Source organism: Sphingobacterium sp. UBA1897, assembly GCF_002337775.1.
Lineage (GTDB): Bacteria > Bacteroidota > Bacteroidia > Sphingobacteriales > Sphingobacteriaceae > Sphingobacterium > Sphingobacterium siyangense.
On the sequence record NZ_DDGR01000007.1, the window covers coordinates 239,169 to 255,939 of the forward strand.

Here is a 16,771-nt window from a genome sequence, read left to right on the forward strand (position 1 = left end):
ATCGATAAAAAACCATGATACATATCTCATATAAACCTATAAAATTGGCCTTATGCATTCTTTTTGCATCAAGCCTAAGTACCAGTTGCAAAAAACAACTGGAAACCAATCCACTGGATAAATTTGCCAACGAAACCTTTTGGACAAACGAAACGAATGCTCGAGCAGCGCTGACAGGATTATACAAAGCGGAAATACAAATGAACTCCCTAGCCGAATTCAGCCCCACAGATTGGTGGTCCTATAACGGTCTGCTTTACCTGGAGTTTGCTTCGGACAATGCCTACGATAGACGTGGTGATAATTCGGTTTTCAACAAACTATCCGATGGCACCTTAACGAGCAATAATAGCAACTTAGACAATTATTGGATGTATACCTACAAGAAAATCGCCCGTGTAAATTATTTTCTTGAAAATATAGATAAAACTCCTATTTCAGCAGATCTACTCGCACGATTTAAAGCAGAAGCCCGGTTTATTCGTGCTTGCCAATATTTCTACCTGTCCCAATACTGGGGTGATGCCCCTTTAGTTACCAAAACTTTAACGCCCAGTGAAGCGAATCAGGTTTCCAAAGCAAAAAAACAGGAATTGGTTACATTTGTCGCGCGTGAATTGCAGGAAGCGGCAAACGACTTACCTAGTTATGGCAAATTGACTACCGCAGAAAGGGGCCGCGCAAGCAAACAAGCAGCCCTCGCTTTCCTTGGACGCATCCAACTGGCAGAAAAATCTTACGCCGACGCTATCAAAAGCTATGAGCAGATCATCAATGCCAATGAAAATAACATAGATCCTAACTATTCAGGCTTATTTAATGGAACCAACGAAACGAGTAAAGAGATTATTTTTGCCACGCAGTACTTGGTTGATCTTGCCGGAAACGGTATGTTTCAGCACAATTTTCCGGCAATCGCAGGCGGCTGGCATCTTCACTGTCCGCTCGGTAGTCTTGTAGAAAGCTATGGTTTCACCGATGGAACGGCATTTTCGTATGATGATGCGCGCTATAATCCGCAAGACATCAGCAAAAACCGGGATCCGCGTTTAGCCTTCACCGTGATAACGAATGGTGATCGTTTCAAAAACCTTAAATATACATCTCACCCCGACTCCACCCTATCTATCGACCAATTGACCACAACAAAACAGGCCACTCGTACGGGCTACGGATTACGCAAGTTCAACGACGAAGGGTTTAGTGGAAACTTACAAAACTCTGGAGCCGACGTTCCTATTGTACGCTACGCCGAAGTTCTCCTGAGTTACCTTGAAGCCAAACTCGAAAATGGAGATCCTATTACCAGCGACTTACTCGACAAAACCATCAACGCTGTCAGAAAAAGAAGCAGCGTTAATATGCCAGCCATTAACGTCCAAAGTAGTACTTCCTTGCGCACGACGTTACGCAACGAAAGACGTGTGGAACTCGCATTGGAAGGACTTCGTTATTGGGATTTACTACGTTGGGGTATCGCAAAGGATGTACTGAAAGGTGACTTTTATGGCGCCCCATTTCCAAATGCGAAAAATCTTCGAATAAAATCCGGTGGAAGTAAAGACCCTTATAGCCGATGGTATGTGACCAGCAAATCCTTCCGGGCTGGCCAAGATGAACATTGGCCGATTCCGCAAAATGAAGTTAATATCAATCCAAATTTAAAATAGTATCTTGGGTATCGTCAATTGTCAAACGATACCCTTTAAACAAAATTTAACGTATATGAAGAAGCCACTATCCCTAACGTTATTACTCTCCTCGAGCCTTTTCGCAGCGCTCCCCACGATTAGTTTTGCCCAAAAGGCTAGTAAACCGAATGTGATCTATATTTATGCTGACGACCTTGGTTTTGGTGATTTAAGCAGCTATGGTGCCAAACAGATCGAAACCCCCAACCTGGATAAGCTCGCCCAAAGCGGCGTACGATTTACCAATGCTCATAGTACTTCGGCAACTTGTACCCCTTCCCGTTTTGCATTGATGACCGGAACGTATCCCTGGCGTCAGGAAGGAACAGGCATTCTGCCAGGAGATGCCAAGCTAATCGTTCCTACTGATAAAATCACCTTACCCAAAGTATTTAAACATGCGGGCTACGCTACTGCCATTGTTGGCAAATGGCATATGGGACTCGGAAATCAGGTCCAAAAAGACTGGAATGCCCCCATCAAACCCGGACCTAATGATGTAGGTTTTGACTATTCATTCATTTTTCCTGCAACAGCAGATCGCGTCCCAACTGTGTTCCTTGAAAATGATCAGGTCGTCGCTGCAGAGGCCAATGATCCAATCCTGGTCGACTATGAAAAGAAAATAGGTAACGACCCCACAGGAAAAGAGCATCCCGAACTGCTCAAAATGCATTCTTCACCTGGCCAGGGACATAATCAGACTATTGTCAACGGTATCGGAAGAATCGGTTACATGAGCGGTGGAACACGTGCCAGATGGGTAGATGAAGAAGTTTCCACAACATTTCTTCACAAAGCCCAGGACTTTATTTCACAACATCAAAACAAACCGTTCTTTCTATACTTCTGCTTGACAGAACCACACGTCCCTCGCATGCCCGCAACACAATTTAAAGGTAAAAGCAAACTTGGCTACCGCGGCGATGCAATTCTTCAATTGGATTGGACCGTCGGACAAATTCAACAGCAATTGCAACTTTTGGGACTTGACAAAAACACGATTATAATTTTCAGCAGCGACAACGGCCCCGTTCTCGACGACGGCTATATGGATGGCGCTGTGGCCCAGCAAAATGGCCATTTACCCGCAGGTCCACTACGCGGTGGCAAATATAGCATCTTCGAAGGCGGAACTCGCGTGCCCTTTATCGTAAGCGGCAAGGGCGTTGCACAGGGAAAAGTTTCCAATGCATTGATCAGCCAAATAGACCTCTTGGCAACAAGTGCCCAATTATTGGATGTTCCACTAAATGCAGATGAAGCAAAAGACAGCGCACCGCTTTTGAAAACCTTAACCGGTCAAGATAATAAGGGACGTAGCAGTATGGTTCAGCATGCACAGACACTTGCCATCGTAAAGGACGAATGGAAATATATTGCGCCAAGCAAAGGTTCCCCCTACATGAAATTAACCGATACAGAAACAGGAAGTCTTCCGGAAGATCAGTTATACGATCTTAAAAATGATATCGGCGAAAAGAATAATGTGGCTTCAAAATATCCAGAAAAGGTCGCTGAACTCAAGCAATTATTGGAAGGAGAACGTAAAAAATGAAACTAAAAGTTGGACTTTCCCTCATCCTCCTCGGATGGGGGACTCTTTTTGCACAACAAAAGAAAAAGCAGCATAAATTGCCCAATATCATATTTTTTTATGCAGACGATTTAGGTTATGCCGAAACTGAGCCCTTTGGACAACGATTGATCAAAACACCAAATATCCAGCAGCTGGCACATGAAGGTTTACGCTTTATAAACCACTATACAAGTACTCCAGTATGCGCCCCAGCCCGTTGCATGTTATTAACGGGCAAGCATGGTGGCCAATCTTATATTCGCGGAAATTATGAATTGGGCGGTTTCGCAGATAGTCTCGAGGGTGGCCAGATGCCACTACCTGAAGGAACGTATACCATGGCTCACCTATTTAAAAAAGCCGGTTATCAGACCGCTGCCATTGGAAAGTGGGGACTTGGAATGAATAATTCCACCGGAAGCCCCAATAAACAGGGATTTGACTATTTCTTCGGTTACCTGGACCAAAAACAGGCACACAATTATTACCCAACACATCTTTGGGAAAATGAAACAAAATATCCCCTTCAAAACAAGGAAAAATTTGTCCATTCTCCTTTAGATTCCAGTAAGGCCACGGCGGAGGACTTCAAACAGTTTGACGGTAAGGAATATGCACCTGAACTAATGACTGAGAAAGCACTGGCTTTTATCGACAAAAACCAACGCAAACCTTTTTTCTTATACCTTCCTTATACATTGCCGCACTTATCACTACAAGTTCCACAGGAATATGTAGATAAATATAAGGACCTCTTCCATGACAAACCTTATTACGGACAGGACGGCTATACGGCTACCCCCTATCCAAGAGCAACCTATGCCGGTATGATCACCTATCTGGATGACCAGGTCGGCACGATTATGAAGCATATCAAATCATTGGGAATAGATGACAATACTATTATTCTATTCTCCAGTGACAACGGAACTGGCTTTAATGGGGGCATAGATTATCGTTTTTTCCGCAGTGTCGATTCACTTCGGGGATTGAAAATGGATGTTTTTGAAGGCGGTATCAAAGTTCCGTTAATTGTCAGGTGGCCCAACCGCATCAAAGCGAATTCCGAAACAGACTTGATTTCGGCCCAATACGATCTCATGGCTACCTTCGCTCAGCTGGTTCAACAAAGCCCCGGCCACAGCAATGGGCTCTCCCTCCTTCCAACCTGGCTGGGTGAAAAGAACCAACAAAAACATCAATATCTTTATTTCGAATATCCAGAAAAGGGCGGCCAGATCGCCATACGCGAAGGACGCTGGAAGGCCGTCAAACTCGATCTGAAGAAAAACCCTAAAGCAAAATGGCAATTATATGATTTAGCAACAGACCCTTGGGAAGAAAAAGATATCGCGGCACAGCACCCACAAATGCTGCAGCATTTCGATGAAATTGTCAATAATGAACACCAGCCTGCTCATATACAGGAATGGGAGATTGTAGCGAATAAGATGATTAAAAAATAAATCGATTTCTTTCTTAATTTTTTAATCTTAAAAAACTTGGGTTGTCCGGATTGAATCATGACAACCCAAGTTTTTTATGTAATTTAGCCAAGCAATCCATAGCGGGGCTCGAATGTGAATTTACCTAATGAATGACGTATTGACCATATAGGAGTATAACATATTCCGAAGGCCAACGTAAAACGATCAATAACCAAGTATGCGGCAAATAGAATCATACATCAATACACTGAAAGAAGGTGATGAAATGGCTTTATGCTTTTTTATGGATCATTTTGGTCATTCTTTACGCTATTTTGCCTTTTCTTATCTCCGCAACAAAACCGATGCCGAGGAAATTGTCTCAGATGTTTTTGTTAAACTCTGGAATAATAGACAAAAGGTAGAGCATTATGAAAGCCTTAAAGCCTTTCTTTTTATCGCTACTAAAAATGCCTGTATCGATATGCAAAGAACTACGCAATTCAAAATACGGAAAGAGGAACTCGATATTCTGCAGCATATGTCAGTTCCGGATGAAGATGTACTCAAGAAGATATTCCGAACAGAACTCACCGAGTTGTTACTTGCTGAAATCAATTTGCTTCCCAAACAACAAGCTCAGATCTGCAAGCTCAGTTTTTTGGAAGGCTTGAATACAGATGAAATTTGTGAAACATTGAACACAACCGCATCAACCATCTATTATGCGAGATCCAAAGCATTGCATGCGTTAAAAGAACGTTTCAAATCGAAAAAATTTGAATATCTCACCATCCTAATGCTGACAGCATGGTATACCTTCAAAAGTTAACGGCTACCACACAGCCCTCATCCCCATCCTAGAAATTTACAAAAGAAAGTAAACAGCTTGCTATTAAGTGTTTACGGAAATAATAATCAAAAAAAATGATCACAAAAAAAAGCTTAGCATTCGGTCGGGCGACCTGCTAAGCTTTTATAAATACCTCTTTGTAAGAGGCAATCAACCTAAACCTAGGACAAAGATAGTGGTTCAAATGATATAAACAAAAATTTTGTTATATTTTTTTTCAACTCCCATAAATTTGTTTTAGCCCAGCAATCACAAAAGGAATAGTAAGTGTACAATGTACACTACAATCTTTTTGCATTTTTCAACAGGTTATTTTTTTGGTTGCTTTGCTCAGCTAGTCCTAGCCACAGTATTTAACCCTTGCATTATTTATCTTTACAACAGAATGACCGGTCATCTCCTGCCCTCATTTTAGCTATCACTTTTATCTTTACGTACTCAATTGCATCCGTAAATATACCCTACACGTCAATACAGACCACAATTGTTAATTGCCCCTTAACTTTCAAGTTTGCCATTCAACTTAATTTGGTTGTGGAGTCTGATTTCAGATGTAATCACCATGAGCTCTTATCTACCACATTTGTGCTATCTAAACATCGATATTTCATTTAATTATTTAGTAACTTTGGAATCAATCAAAAAAAATATCATGTTTACTGGAATCATAGAAACCCTAGGAAAAATAGAAAATATCGAACAGGAAAAAAGCAATATCCATTTTTACGTCAGTTCTGTTATTTCCAATGAACTTAAAATAGACCAGAGTGTAAGTCATAATGGCGTTTGCCTTACCGTTGTGGGATTGAACAATAATCAGCATAAAGTGACGGCAATTGATGAAACCTTGCAGAAGACAAATCTCGCTCAATTAAAGGTGGGCGACCTGATCAATCTGGAACGTTGTACTTTGGCCGGCGGAAGATTTGATGGACATATTGTCCAGGGACATGTGGACCAGACTGCACGTTGTATCCAAAAGAAAGATGAAAATGGTAGTTTTATTTTCACCTTTCAATATGATGTTTCCAAACAAAATATCACCGTAGAAAAAGGATCCATTACCGTAAATGGTATCAGCTTGACAGTAGTAGACTCTAAAGACGATCAGTTTTCCGTTGCTATCATTCCGTATACACTAGAGCATACCAACTTGCAACAAGTTGAAGTGGGTAGCACAGTCAACTTGGAGTTTGATATTATCGGAAAATATGTCACAAAGATAATGGCTTTACGCGCTTAAAAAATTTGCTGTGCTTCCTTGGGTTTAAAGCCGACCCAAGGGAGCATATCCGAACACGCTTCGTTTCGGGTTCTAACAATGTGTAATCGATTTATTCCAAATAATGCCCCTGACGTATCAATAACGCGCGATATTTGTTGAATACACTCGATTTGGAAACAAAGCCCATATACTTATTTTCATCCCCCAAAACTGGAAGTATCCACGTGTCGTCCTTATTCATTTTAGCCATCACGATTTCCATGTTTTCATTGATTCCTACCGTATCATTTGGCTTCTGAGCTAACTTTTCGAAGGTCGTATCTCCCCCATCCACTTCACCCAATAATACTGAGAATAGAAATTCGCTATAAAGAAGCCCCATAAATTTGCCTTCGTAATCCACTACCGGAAAGATATTGCGTTTACTATGAATGATGTCTGTTTGTCGACCTTTTGGTGTTTCGTCAGGGCGTAAGATCACAAAATTAGTTTCCAATACATATTTTATCCGCATCATACTTAACACGGATCGATCCTTGTCTTCATAAGAAATCAGATCGCCAGACTCCGCCAATACCTTGGTGTAAATGGAATGCTTTAAAACCGACCGATTAATCAAATAGGAAATGGAACAAACCAGCATCAATGGAACCATCAACGTATAACCTCCGGTCACTTCTGCAATCAAAAATATACCTGTCAACGGCGCATGCATAATGCCGCTCAACGCACCGGCCATCCCCGCTACCACAAAATTTGGTACATTTAGCTCCGCAATTCCCGTCAAATTTACACCATAAGAAAATGCAAAGCCCAACAGACCGCCCATCACTAAACTTGGCCCAAATACCCCACCGTTTCCACCGCCATTTAATGTAAATAACGCAGCAAGGGATTTTCCAAATAAAGTCAATATCGTATAGCCCAAAACTACTAATCCCATATCCTTGTAGTCTGAGAACAAGCTGTTCTTAACAATCGAGTTAAACTGACCATTGAGAATCTGCTGAATGGTAATATAGCCCTCACCATACAGCGCTGGGAATACAAAAATCATCAGACCTAAGGCGATACCACTGACCCACACTTTATTATAGGGATTCTTAATCTTAGAAAACCATTTCCCCACACTCCTGGAAACACGTGCAAAGTAAATCGTATAAAGCCCAATCAGCACAGCTAATAGCAAATAAAACAACAATGCCGAAACTTGCCAATCGGAATTGAATGTACTGAATAAGGGTTCATTATAAAGCACGCGAGAGACAACAGAAGCCAATGCCGATGAGATCAGCAAAGGAATGAACACTGGAATGGAAAATTCGGGAAGCAAGATCTCGATAGCAAAAATCATTCCTGCCAAAGGGCTGTTGAAAGCACCTGAAATTCCTGCTGCTGCACCACAAGCCAATAACATGGTAACTTCCTTATACTGCAGTCCAAAAAAACGGGCGATATTAGAACCGATAGAAGAACCACCCAAAGCAACAGGAGCTTCCAAACCACAGGACCCGCCAAAGCCAACGGTAATAGCCGATGTCACCACCTGAGAATAAATATTGCTGGGATCCAATCGGCTGCCTTTCCGACTGATGGCATAAATAATCGGGGTAATCCCGTGCTCCATCTTCTTCCCTTTCAAAAATTTGCGAACAAAAAACACGCTGAGCAAAATCCCTATCAATGGAAAAATCAAGTAAACCGAGTACTTTACTTTCCAATCGATATCATCCTGTATAGTCGTCGCAATAAAATGGGTTAATCTCTTTAGCACAGATGCCATAATACCACCAACAATTCCAACCAAAAATGCGAGTATAATGATAAAGTTCCGGTTAGAAACTTTCTTCATCCGCCATTGGTTGATCTGGTCTATTTTTTTAAAAAAACGTCTTTTGAGGTTTCTCATATCGTCCTATTGAAAGCTCAACACTTCCTTTTTCTTTTTTGTTTTGAATTTATCGGGTACTACGGCCAATATTTCTTTTTCTAAGGCCTGAATTGCATGTCTCTTTACATAATTTTGCGTCGTCACCAATGATATCTCCCGTACTGGTTCCGGTGATTTGAAATAACGGATCCTATCCAATTGTTCATCGGAATAATCCCAAATCGACAACTCAGGCAATATCGTGATTCCGTCGTTGATATCTACCATACGTTTTAGGGTCTCTACGCTACCCGTATTATACTCAAATCGCCCTGTAAGATCTTGATTATGTTTGTGATGACAAATATTAAGCACCTGCCCGCGCATACAATGACCTTCATTGAGCAACCAAAGTTTATCATCGGCAATATCATCACCACTCAGTATTTTTTTTGGAAACAGCGGACTATTGGCTGAAATATAAGCGACAAAATTTTCGTAAAATAAGGGTGATTCCAAAATCCCGGGATCATTTAAGGGAGTAGATAGCACACCACAGTCCAGAAGTCCGACCTTCAATTCATGCACAATCCGTTCTGTCGTATATTCCCATATCTGCAATTGTAGTTTCGGATATTTCTCCATAAATGTGGTCAGCACATTCGGAAGTAAATAAGGTGCGATTGTCGGGATAACACCGACCCTTAATGTACCCTCAATTTCCCCTTTTTTATCCTGTACAATCTCATTGATCTTTCGGCTTTCCGTCAATACCAATCGAGCTTGAAGAATAATTTTCTCGCCGATTTCTGTAGGAACAACAGGCTGACGGCTCCGGTCGAAGATTTTTGCTCCTAAAGACTCTTCAAGTTTTTGTATCTGCATGCTCAACGTAGGTTGCGTGACAAAACATTTTTCTGCAGCTGCAACAAAACTTCGGTAGGTATCAACAGCTATAATATATTCCAGTTGGATTAAGGTCATCTTACTATCTTTAAAGCACAAAATTACGAATCCTGTCGTAAACCAATGTCAAATCCTTTATAATTAAAGTCAACAGGAGTATTTGGCCTGCCGATTATACAATAAATACCTTGCCAAAAAGGTCCAGTATATCCACTATTGTTACATTAGTTCACATAAAAAATCGATTTCATCAAAATGCTTTTCTTAAATTTGGAGATTTACAACAGTTGATAGTTAAAATCCTATGAAGTTTATAAATCGTACGACAATTGCACTAGCTTTATTCTTAACCATGGCAAACAGTCCTTATAGCAAGGCAAATCCCGATGAGGGAATGTTTCCATTGAGCGAATTAAATAGAGCTGGATTGAAGAAAGCTGGGTTAAAGATCAGTGAGAAAGACATCTACAATCCCGGTCAGGTCGGACTGGTAGATGCCCTGGTTCAAGTCAGTGGATGTACAGGGTCGTTTGTCTCAAACCGTGGTTTAATCATTACCAATCACCACTGCGCTTTTTCTGCCGTTCAACTTGCCAGTACAGCAATCAACAATTACCTAAAAAACGGGTTTGTAGCCCAAAATCAAGAACAGGAAATTGAAGCAAAAGGATTAAAAATAAGAATTACCGATTCTTATGAGGATGTTTCTGCTAAAATATTAAATGCTGTCGCCAACATCAGCGACCCAGTAGAGCGTATCAATACGATCAAACGTAAACAACAAGAACTGGTTAAACAAGCGGAAAAAGAAGATCCCACGATTAAAGCTGAAGTATCGGAAATGTTTATCGGAAAAAGTTATGTCCTATTCCGTTATAAAACAATCGAAGACGTTCGTTTAGTTTATATTCCACGTCAAAACATCGGCGAATTTGGTGGCGAAACAGATAACTGGGTATGGCCACGCCACACGGGAGATTATTCTTTTCTGAGAGCTTATGTCGGCAAAAACGGAAAATCTGCACCTTATTCTAAAGATAACGTTCCTTACCAGCCCAAAAAACACCTTAAAGTCAATCCAAATGGTGTACGGGAAAATGATTTCACCTTTATCCTTGGTTATCCCGGAAAAACATTCCGACACAGACCAGCACAATATATTCAATATCAACAGGAATATCTTTTGCCTTACGTATCCAACCTGTATGATTTCCAAAATAAACAGATGGAGGAAGCAGGAAAAGACAATACCGATATCGCCTTGTCCTTGGCAACACGCATAAAACGTAATGCGAATGTATTGAAAAACTATCGTGGTAAACTCAAGGGTTTACGAGGAATCGACTTGCTATCGACAAAAAAACAAGAAGACGAAGCACTGGCGGCTTTTATCTTAAGTAAACCCGAATTGAAAAACAAATATGGAAGTCTACTCACTGATATTGACGCCTATTATCAGCTGAGCGATCAAGATGCCCTGAAAGAACTTTGGATCAATAATATTTACAATAGTACGAGCTTATTGAAAGTAGCCCGCGACCTGAACGTTCTGAAAACCAACTTGGCAAAGGAAAAATCTTCCCAAGCTGCCAAGCAGCTTTTCGATCTGAATATCGAAAAATTAAAAACCGCTGTTAAAGAAACCTACGAAAGCTACAATAAACAGGCTGATCAGCGTATTTTCTCCAGAATGTTGGAAGATGCTATTGCATTCCAAGGTAAAAATCAATTGGCCTCCATTCAGAAATTGCAATTTAATACGGCTACTGCACAAGAATTTGCAACAGAGATTATTCAGAACAGTAAACTTGGCGATCAAAATTACATACTAAATACTGTCTTGGCCAATGCCGATGCACTTCAGAAATTTGACGACAAATTATTGGATTTCCAGGGCAAATTGAACAATGATATTGTCCAGTTCGCTGCTGAACAAAAAAGACGTGAAGGGGTACTGAACAAATTAATGGGCGATTATGTCGCCGTCAAGGAAATTTTTCAGGCCAAAAACTTTATTCCTGATGCAAACTCAACCTTACGTCTGACGTATGGGCACATCAAAGGCTACTCTCCTGCTGATGCAACTTATATGAAGCCATTTACGACAATCGAAGGAATCATTCAAAAAGGAAATCTTGGTTTAGCAGAATTTGACTACCCACAAGAAATCAAGACTGCTTACCTCAATAAAAATTTTGGCCCTTATCTTCAAAAAGACCTGGGATCTGTGCCGGTCAATATCTTATATGATATGGATACTACAGGTGGAAATTCAGGATCTCCAATAATGAATGCCAATGGTGAATTAATCGGTGTAAATTTTGACCGTGCTTATGACGCAACAATTAATGATTTCGCTTGGAACGAGAGTTACAGCAGATCCATCGGAGTCGACATTCGTTATGTCCTCTGGGTTGCCGATAAAATTGACAACGCGCATTTCATTCTGAAAGAAATGGGTATTTAATAGGGTCTAAAACAAACCTAAAAAAATCCGCTGCATCGAGAGATACGGCGGATTTTTTTGTTCATTACGCTATTTCCTTTTCGCTCGGCGGCATGATACTATGAACGAAGAACTCTCCGTAAATCGGAACCTATTCATCTACTAACGCAGCATCTATTCGTATGCTATTTTGCTCCTTGCAGTAAAGAGGAGAAAACAGTCTTCAAACGCAACAAGCCTGTTGTCAACACTTCCCTTGAACAAGCAATATTGAGGCGAATAAAGGCGTCACTCCCCTTGCCATACATCGCACCGACATTGACCTGTACATGTGCCTCGTCCAATAAGAGCTGCCCCAATTTTCGACTTGAAATCCCCAAAGCCGCGCAATCTACCCATACCAGATAAGTGCCCTCCAAAGGAAGGACATGCAAAGCAGGCAGGTATTCAGCCATAAAGCCTTTCAAATAAACATAATTCGCATGAATGTAGCTTAAAGCTTGATCCAACCATTCCCCACCCGACTCATACGCTGCGATCAGGCCTGTAATGGCAAAGGGACTTATGCTACTTATCTCGTTGGCTAAGAAAGCCTGCTGCACTTTCCTTTTGAGTTCAGGATCGGCCACGAAGACCGTAGCGACCTGGAGTCCTGCCAAATTAAAGGTTTTACTCGGTGCTACACAGGTAATCGAATTCGCCAAAAAGGCTGCACTGATGCTCCCAAAAGGAATATGTGTATGGCCCTCAAATACCAGATCGCAATGAATTTCATCCGAAATGACTAAAACTTGGTGCCGCAAACAGATTTCACCGAGACGTTCAAGCTCAGCTCTAGTCCAAACACGTCCAGCGGGGTTATGTGGGCTACATAAAATAAATAACTTGACTTTCGGATCACTTGCTTTATATTCAAAATCTTCAAAATCAATGGCATACTCGCCATTGCGGTAAATCAAGTCATTGGAAACCACCTCAGCTTGATTGCGTTCTATTGAGGAAAAAAAACAATGATATACAGGCTCTTGAACCAAAACCTTGTCACCGGGTGAGGTAAATGCGCTAACCAAAGCCGAAAGCGCCGGTACGACACCGATCACAGGAAGTATCCATTCCGGCTGAAGTACAAATTTATGCCGCTGCGAAGACCAGCTCATAACCGCGCTGTAAAAAGCAGCTGGAATAGTAGCATACCCATATACAGCATGTTGAACCCGCTGCGCAAGCGCATCCACAACAGGTTGTGCTGCTGGAAAGTCCATATCCGCAACCCAGAGTGGAATCAAATCGTCATAATCATGTTGATTCCATTTGACCGAATCGGTACCACGACGAACAATCGTTTTATCAAAATTATAGATCATACAGCAATTTACTCAAAATTAGGCTGCATTTGTAGTAAAAGCCCCATAAAGTAAAAAGGATGAACAAGAAAGCCGATCAGATGGATATGGCAAAGGAATAACTCGGACTAAATACAATAAAAAATCCAGTATGCCAAGATAAGCAGAAAGCGCTATCTTTACAGAAAATAGTAGGACAACTATGGCCAAAAACAACTTTTCATTTCGTGCTAGATTAAAGAGTTTTCACTATGCGTTCAGTGGGCTAAAAACAGCCTGGCAGGAAGAACATAATTTCAGGGTGCATTGTATAGCGGCCATTATTGCCATTACCCTGTCATTTGTGCTTCACATAAGTACCCACGAATGGATTGCTGTACTCTTTTCCATTGGTTTTGTATTTGTCTGTGAATTGTTAAATACCGCATTGGAAAATATAGCCGACTTTATCTGTCCTGAAGATAATCCAAACATAAAAAAGATAAAAGATGTCACCGCAGCGGCAGTGATGATCAGCAGCATCAGTGCACTATTGATCGGCCTCTTAATTTTTATTCCCAAGCTGATCTCATTGGCGCTTCGCTAAATTTTCTAAGGCGAATTTCTCATCAAAAGCTATCTTTTTAGGATCGGCAAAAGTCATTTTTCCAGCCTTCTCCTCCATCGCACCATAACCTTCCAGTGCACGCTCCTTGGATAGTTTAAATATTACCTGGCGGACGGATTCCTGTCCCTCAGAAGAAAAAGTATAATCGGCAGTTAAAATATCCCCCTTCAATACACCATCAATATGTCCCTTATTACGATCTTTTTCCTTCCAGGCATAGCTTAGATCACCCTGAACCTTTTCTCCATCAACAGTGATTGATAATGAAATGGTATCGCCATTTTTAAGGTATTGATACGTACTCTTTCCTGTAAGAAACCTCCCGGTATCCGAAGGTTGAGTACGCTGAACAGTGTCATTGAGTTTCGTGGAAGCATCCTGTTTTTTTTGTTCCTGATGGCAGGCAGCACAACACAGCAACACTATAAATCCAAAATTTCTTATTCTCATCGTGTTTTTTTGTTTGATAGTATAGATAGCAATTCAAAAGAAATTTTGTTTTAAATAACTAACATTTAAAAATTTAAAATTCAGAAAACAAAAAGCAAGCAAATATTGTTTATAAGTTAGATAGCACTAGGCTATTTTAGCACGATATAAGCTATTAAAAATAAACAATTTAGTAACAATAAAATTATTGCTAGCTTATTGTAAAGCTAATTTTTATTAGTAAATTGTACTCTATAAAATTCAGGAATTCTTAACCAATATTAGTATGAAAGATGTAAGCTTTAAGAAATTTGATAGTGGATGTACATCACTCACAAAATTGTCCATTGAAACAGACTTGGCTATTATTGTTAAAGAGCAAGTTACCATTTCTTCCGAATCCAAAGTTGAAAAACTCAGACGCTGTAAAGAAGAATTACTTAAAAGTCTTTGGTTTGTTCAACGTCAATGTTGAGATAACATTTTCCTCCAAATTTCGACTATCCGCTGATCAGTATATTATGGTCTGACAGCCACACATTCAAGTCACTTTTAACACAAAACAAGCCCCTCCGCTGTTATGCTTCGAGGGGCTTTTAATATGTTTAACAATTCGAATATCACAAGTGATTAAAGCGATTTCAAATGTTTATAGTTCGACTTAATGGTATCCCATACTTCTTCAAAATTACCCGACAACATTAATTTTGCCATACTTTCTGTCATCCCTTTCATTTGACTGAAGGATATCTTGGGCGGCATAGCCAATGCATTGGGATTGGTATATATATCGATCAGGACAGGCTCATCCGTCATGCCAAGAGCTTCAGTGATAACAGCATCCACCTCTTGGGGCTGAGTCACCGTAAATGCGCGTATTCCCATCGCTTGCGCGATCATCGCAAAATCTGGATTGACCATATTGGTTTCCTGATCTTTCAGACCTGACACCTGCATTTCCAATTTAACCATACCAAGTGCACGGTTGTTAAAGACGATGATTTTAATCGGTAAGTTATATTGTTTTATTGTTGCGAGATCCCCCAACAACATGGATAGTCCCCCGTCACCACAAAAAGCAATAACCTGACGTTCAGGATGTGTCAATGCCGCTCCAATAGCCATTGGCATGGCATTAGCCATAGACCCATGGTTAAAAGACCCCAGCATGATACGATCCTTTCGCTGATTAATATAACGTGCTCCCCACACACAGCACATCCCGGTATCAAGTAGAAAAATCGCATCATCACTGGCTTTTTGATCAATGGTATGCGCAACAAATTCAGGCTGTATCGCGCATTCACTGCCCGAATCGTCCACATAAGTCATGAGATCTTCCTTGACCTTTGCATAGGATGCAAGCTGCTTCTCCAGAAATTTTGTATCCGAACGCGCTTCCACAAAAGGCAATACCGCTTTTAAGGTATGTTCAATATCGCCTACAAGCCCATAGTCTACGATGGATCTGCGACCAAGCTTTTCACCTTCAATATCAATCTGGACAATGGTTTTGTTGGTCGGGATAAAATCTTTATAAGGAAAATCAGTCCCCAAAAGTAAAATGAGGTCCGAATGATGCATACTTTGAAATGCCGACGCCATGCCCAAAAGTCCGGTCATGCCAATTTCATTGGGATTGTCGCGTTGAATATCCAACTTTGCTTTAAATGAATAACCCACCGGCGCATGTATCTTTTGTGATAACGCTACAATTTGCTCCTGTGCTTTCTTGGCTCCCACACCACAGAACAAGGTTATCTTTTCTGCTTGATTGATATATTGTGCTAATCGCCCAATTTCCATCTCCGAAGGTCTAATTTGCGGCTCGGTAAAAAACACCTTGGTTGAGGTATTCATTTGAACCGCTTCCATTTCTGATACATCACCAGGCAAACCGATAACCGCAACATCCCGTTTAGAGATAGCCTGTTGTAATGCATTTTGCACCATACGTTGCACCTGCTCTGGCCGAGTGATCATTTGATTGTAGCAAGAACAATCATCAAACAATTTGATTGGATTTGTTTCTTGAAAATAATCGGTTCCAAATTCATATGTAGCACATGTTGATGCGATCACAAGCATGGGTACCCGTGTCTTGTGTGCTTCATAAACCCCATTGATCAGATGCACATGTCCTGGTCCACTGCTTCCCGCACAACAGGCGATCCCGTGCAAATCAGCCTCTGCCGTTGCGGCAAATGCCCCCACTTCCTCATGTCTTACATGGATCCATTGCATCGTTCCATCTGCATGAACAGCTTCGTTGAAAAAATTTAAACTATCGCCCGTTACGGCATAAATACGCTGAATTCCCGCATCCTTTAAAAGACCCACAATCTGGTGTGCTACATTTTTCATACCTATACTATAATTTAAGATTTTGTGACAG

At 40.9% G+C, this 16,771-nt stretch carries 13 protein-coding genes; 8 read left to right on the forward strand and 5 right to left on the reverse strand.

Going from position 1 to position 16,771, the window contains the following annotated elements; genetic code table 11:
- Positions 1–14: 14 nt before the first annotated feature.
- From B4N43_RS06380 to B4N43_RS06400, 5 genes are all read left to right on the forward strand, one after another.
- Positions 15–1,670 carry a RagB/SusD family nutrient uptake outer membrane protein gene (locus B4N43_RS06380; RefSeq protein ID WP_248933449.1) on the forward strand — a complete coding sequence of 552 codons (1,656 nt, stop codon included), beginning with the start codon at positions 15–17 and terminating at the stop codon, positions 1,668–1,670.
- Positions 1,671–1,725: 55 nt separating this feature from the next.
- Positions 1,726–3,249: a sulfatase-like hydrolase/transferase gene (locus tag B4N43_RS06385; protein ID WP_286733608.1), complete on the forward strand. Its 1,524-nt coding sequence runs from the start codon at positions 1,726–1,728 to the stop codon at positions 3,247–3,249.
- Positions 3,246–4,736, forward strand: a complete 1,491-nt coding sequence (locus B4N43_RS06390; protein WP_286733611.1) for an arylsulfatase — start codon at positions 3,246–3,248, stop codon at positions 4,734–4,736. Before B4N43_RS06385 ends, B4N43_RS06390 begins: the two co-directional genes overlap by 4 nt.
- A 199-nt stretch (positions 4,737–4,935) precedes the next feature.
- On the forward strand, positions 4,936–5,529 hold the full coding sequence (locus B4N43_RS06395; RefSeq protein WP_088161078.1) for an RNA polymerase sigma factor: 594 nt from the start codon (positions 4,936–4,938) through the stop codon (positions 5,527–5,529).
- A gap of 673 nt (positions 5,530–6,202) precedes the next feature.
- Positions 6,203–6,793: a riboflavin synthase gene (locus tag B4N43_RS06400; protein WP_286733614.1), complete on the forward strand. Its 591-nt coding sequence runs from the start codon at positions 6,203–6,205 to the stop codon at positions 6,791–6,793.
- Positions 6,794–6,884: 91 nt separating this feature from the next.
- Here the strand turns inward: B4N43_RS06400 and B4N43_RS06405 are convergent, their stop codons facing one another.
- Entirely contained in the window at positions 6,885–8,684 is a 1,800-nt protein-coding gene (locus B4N43_RS06405; RefSeq protein ID WP_075992018.1) for a chloride channel protein, read from the reverse strand.
- 6 nt (positions 8,685–8,690) lie between these two features.
- Positions 8,691–9,629: a hydrogen peroxide-inducible genes activator gene (locus B4N43_RS06410; protein ID WP_120334676.1), complete on the reverse strand. Its 939-nt coding sequence runs from the start codon at positions 9,627–9,629 to the stop codon at positions 8,691–8,693.
- A gap of 226 nt (positions 9,630–9,855) precedes the next feature.
- Here B4N43_RS06410 and B4N43_RS06415 point away from each other — a divergent pair, with 226 nt between their 5' ends.
- Positions 9,856–12,018: a S46 family peptidase gene (locus tag B4N43_RS06415; RefSeq protein WP_120334677.1), complete on the forward strand. Its 2,163-nt coding sequence runs from the start codon at positions 9,856–9,858 to the stop codon at positions 12,016–12,018.
- A gap of 164 nt (positions 12,019–12,182) precedes the next feature.
- On the opposite strand, the gene B4N43_RS06420 is transcribed toward B4N43_RS06415, so the two are convergent.
- Positions 12,183–13,361 (reverse strand): MalY/PatB family protein, encoded by a 1,179-nt coding sequence (locus B4N43_RS06420; RefSeq protein ID WP_182981058.1) that lies wholly within the window; start codon positions 13,359–13,361, stop codon positions 12,183–12,185.
- Positions 13,362–13,542: 181 nt separating this feature from the next.
- Between B4N43_RS06420 and B4N43_RS06425 the strand changes: the two genes are divergently transcribed.
- Positions 13,543–13,926, forward strand: coding sequence for a diacylglycerol kinase (locus B4N43_RS06425; protein ID WP_286733618.1), 384 nt, complete (start codon positions 13,543–13,545; stop codon positions 13,924–13,926).
- On the opposite strand, the gene B4N43_RS06430 is transcribed toward B4N43_RS06425, so the two are convergent.
- Entirely contained in the window at positions 13,909–14,397 is a 489-nt protein-coding gene (locus B4N43_RS06430; RefSeq protein WP_286733620.1) for a hypothetical protein, read from the reverse strand. The two genes, B4N43_RS06425 and B4N43_RS06430, sit on opposite strands and share 18 nt — an antisense overlap.
- Before the next feature lie 265 nt (positions 14,398–14,662).
- On the opposite strand from B4N43_RS06430, the gene B4N43_RS06435 reads away from it, so the two are divergent.
- Complete coding sequence (locus B4N43_RS06435) at positions 14,663–14,851, forward strand: hypothetical protein (RefSeq protein ID WP_075992013.1); 189 nt, start codon at positions 14,663–14,665, stop codon at positions 14,849–14,851.
- A gap of 155 nt (positions 14,852–15,006) precedes the next feature.
- On the opposite strand, the gene B4N43_RS06440 is transcribed toward B4N43_RS06435, so the two are convergent.
- Positions 15,007–16,740 carry a thiamine pyrophosphate-dependent enzyme gene (locus tag B4N43_RS06440; protein ID WP_159728661.1) on the reverse strand — a complete coding sequence of 578 codons (1,734 nt, stop codon included), beginning with the start codon at positions 16,738–16,740 and terminating at the stop codon, positions 15,007–15,009.
- Between the last annotated feature and the right edge of the window lie 31 nt (positions 16,741–16,771).

Bases quoted from the DNA above. Each gene is read 5' to 3' on its own strand.
- B4N43_RS06380 (WP_248933449.1), top strand. From the start codon at position 15: ATGATACATATCTCATATAAACCTATAAAATTGGCCTTATGCATTCTT.
- B4N43_RS06385 (WP_286733608.1), top strand. From the start codon at position 1,726: ATGAAGAAGCCACTATCCCTAACGTTATTACTCTCCTCGAGCCTTTTC.
- B4N43_RS06390 (WP_286733611.1), top strand. From the start codon at position 3,246: ATGAAACTAAAAGTTGGACTTTCCCTCATCCTCCTCGGATGGGGGACT.
- B4N43_RS06395 (WP_088161078.1), top strand. From the start codon at position 4,936: ATGCGGCAAATAGAATCATACATCAATACACTGAAAGAAGGTGATGAA.
- B4N43_RS06400 (WP_286733614.1), top strand. From the start codon at position 6,203: ATGTTTACTGGAATCATAGAAACCCTAGGAAAAATAGAAAATATCGAA.
- B4N43_RS06405 (WP_075992018.1), bottom strand. From the start codon at position 8,684: ATGAGAAACCTCAAAAGACGTTTTTTTAAAAAAATAGACCAGATCAAC.
- B4N43_RS06410 (WP_120334676.1), bottom strand. From the start codon at position 9,629: ATGACCTTAATCCAACTGGAATATATTATAGCTGTTGATACCTACCGA.
- B4N43_RS06415 (WP_120334677.1), top strand. From the start codon at position 9,856: ATGAAGTTTATAAATCGTACGACAATTGCACTAGCTTTATTCTTAACC.
- B4N43_RS06420 (WP_182981058.1), bottom strand. From the start codon at position 13,361: ATGATCTATAATTTTGATAAAACGATTGTTCGTCGTGGTACCGATTCG.
- B4N43_RS06425 (WP_286733618.1), top strand. From the start codon at position 13,543: ATGGCCAAAAACAACTTTTCATTTCGTGCTAGATTAAAGAGTTTTCAC.
- B4N43_RS06430 (WP_286733620.1), bottom strand. From the start codon at position 14,397: ATGAGAATAAGAAATTTTGGATTTATAGTGTTGCTGTGTTGTGCTGCC.
- B4N43_RS06435 (WP_075992013.1), top strand. From the start codon at position 14,663: ATGAAAGATGTAAGCTTTAAGAAATTTGATAGTGGATGTACATCACTC.
- B4N43_RS06440 (WP_159728661.1), bottom strand. From the start codon at position 16,740: ATGAAAAATGTAGCACACCAGATTGTGGGTCTTTTAAAGGATGCGGGA.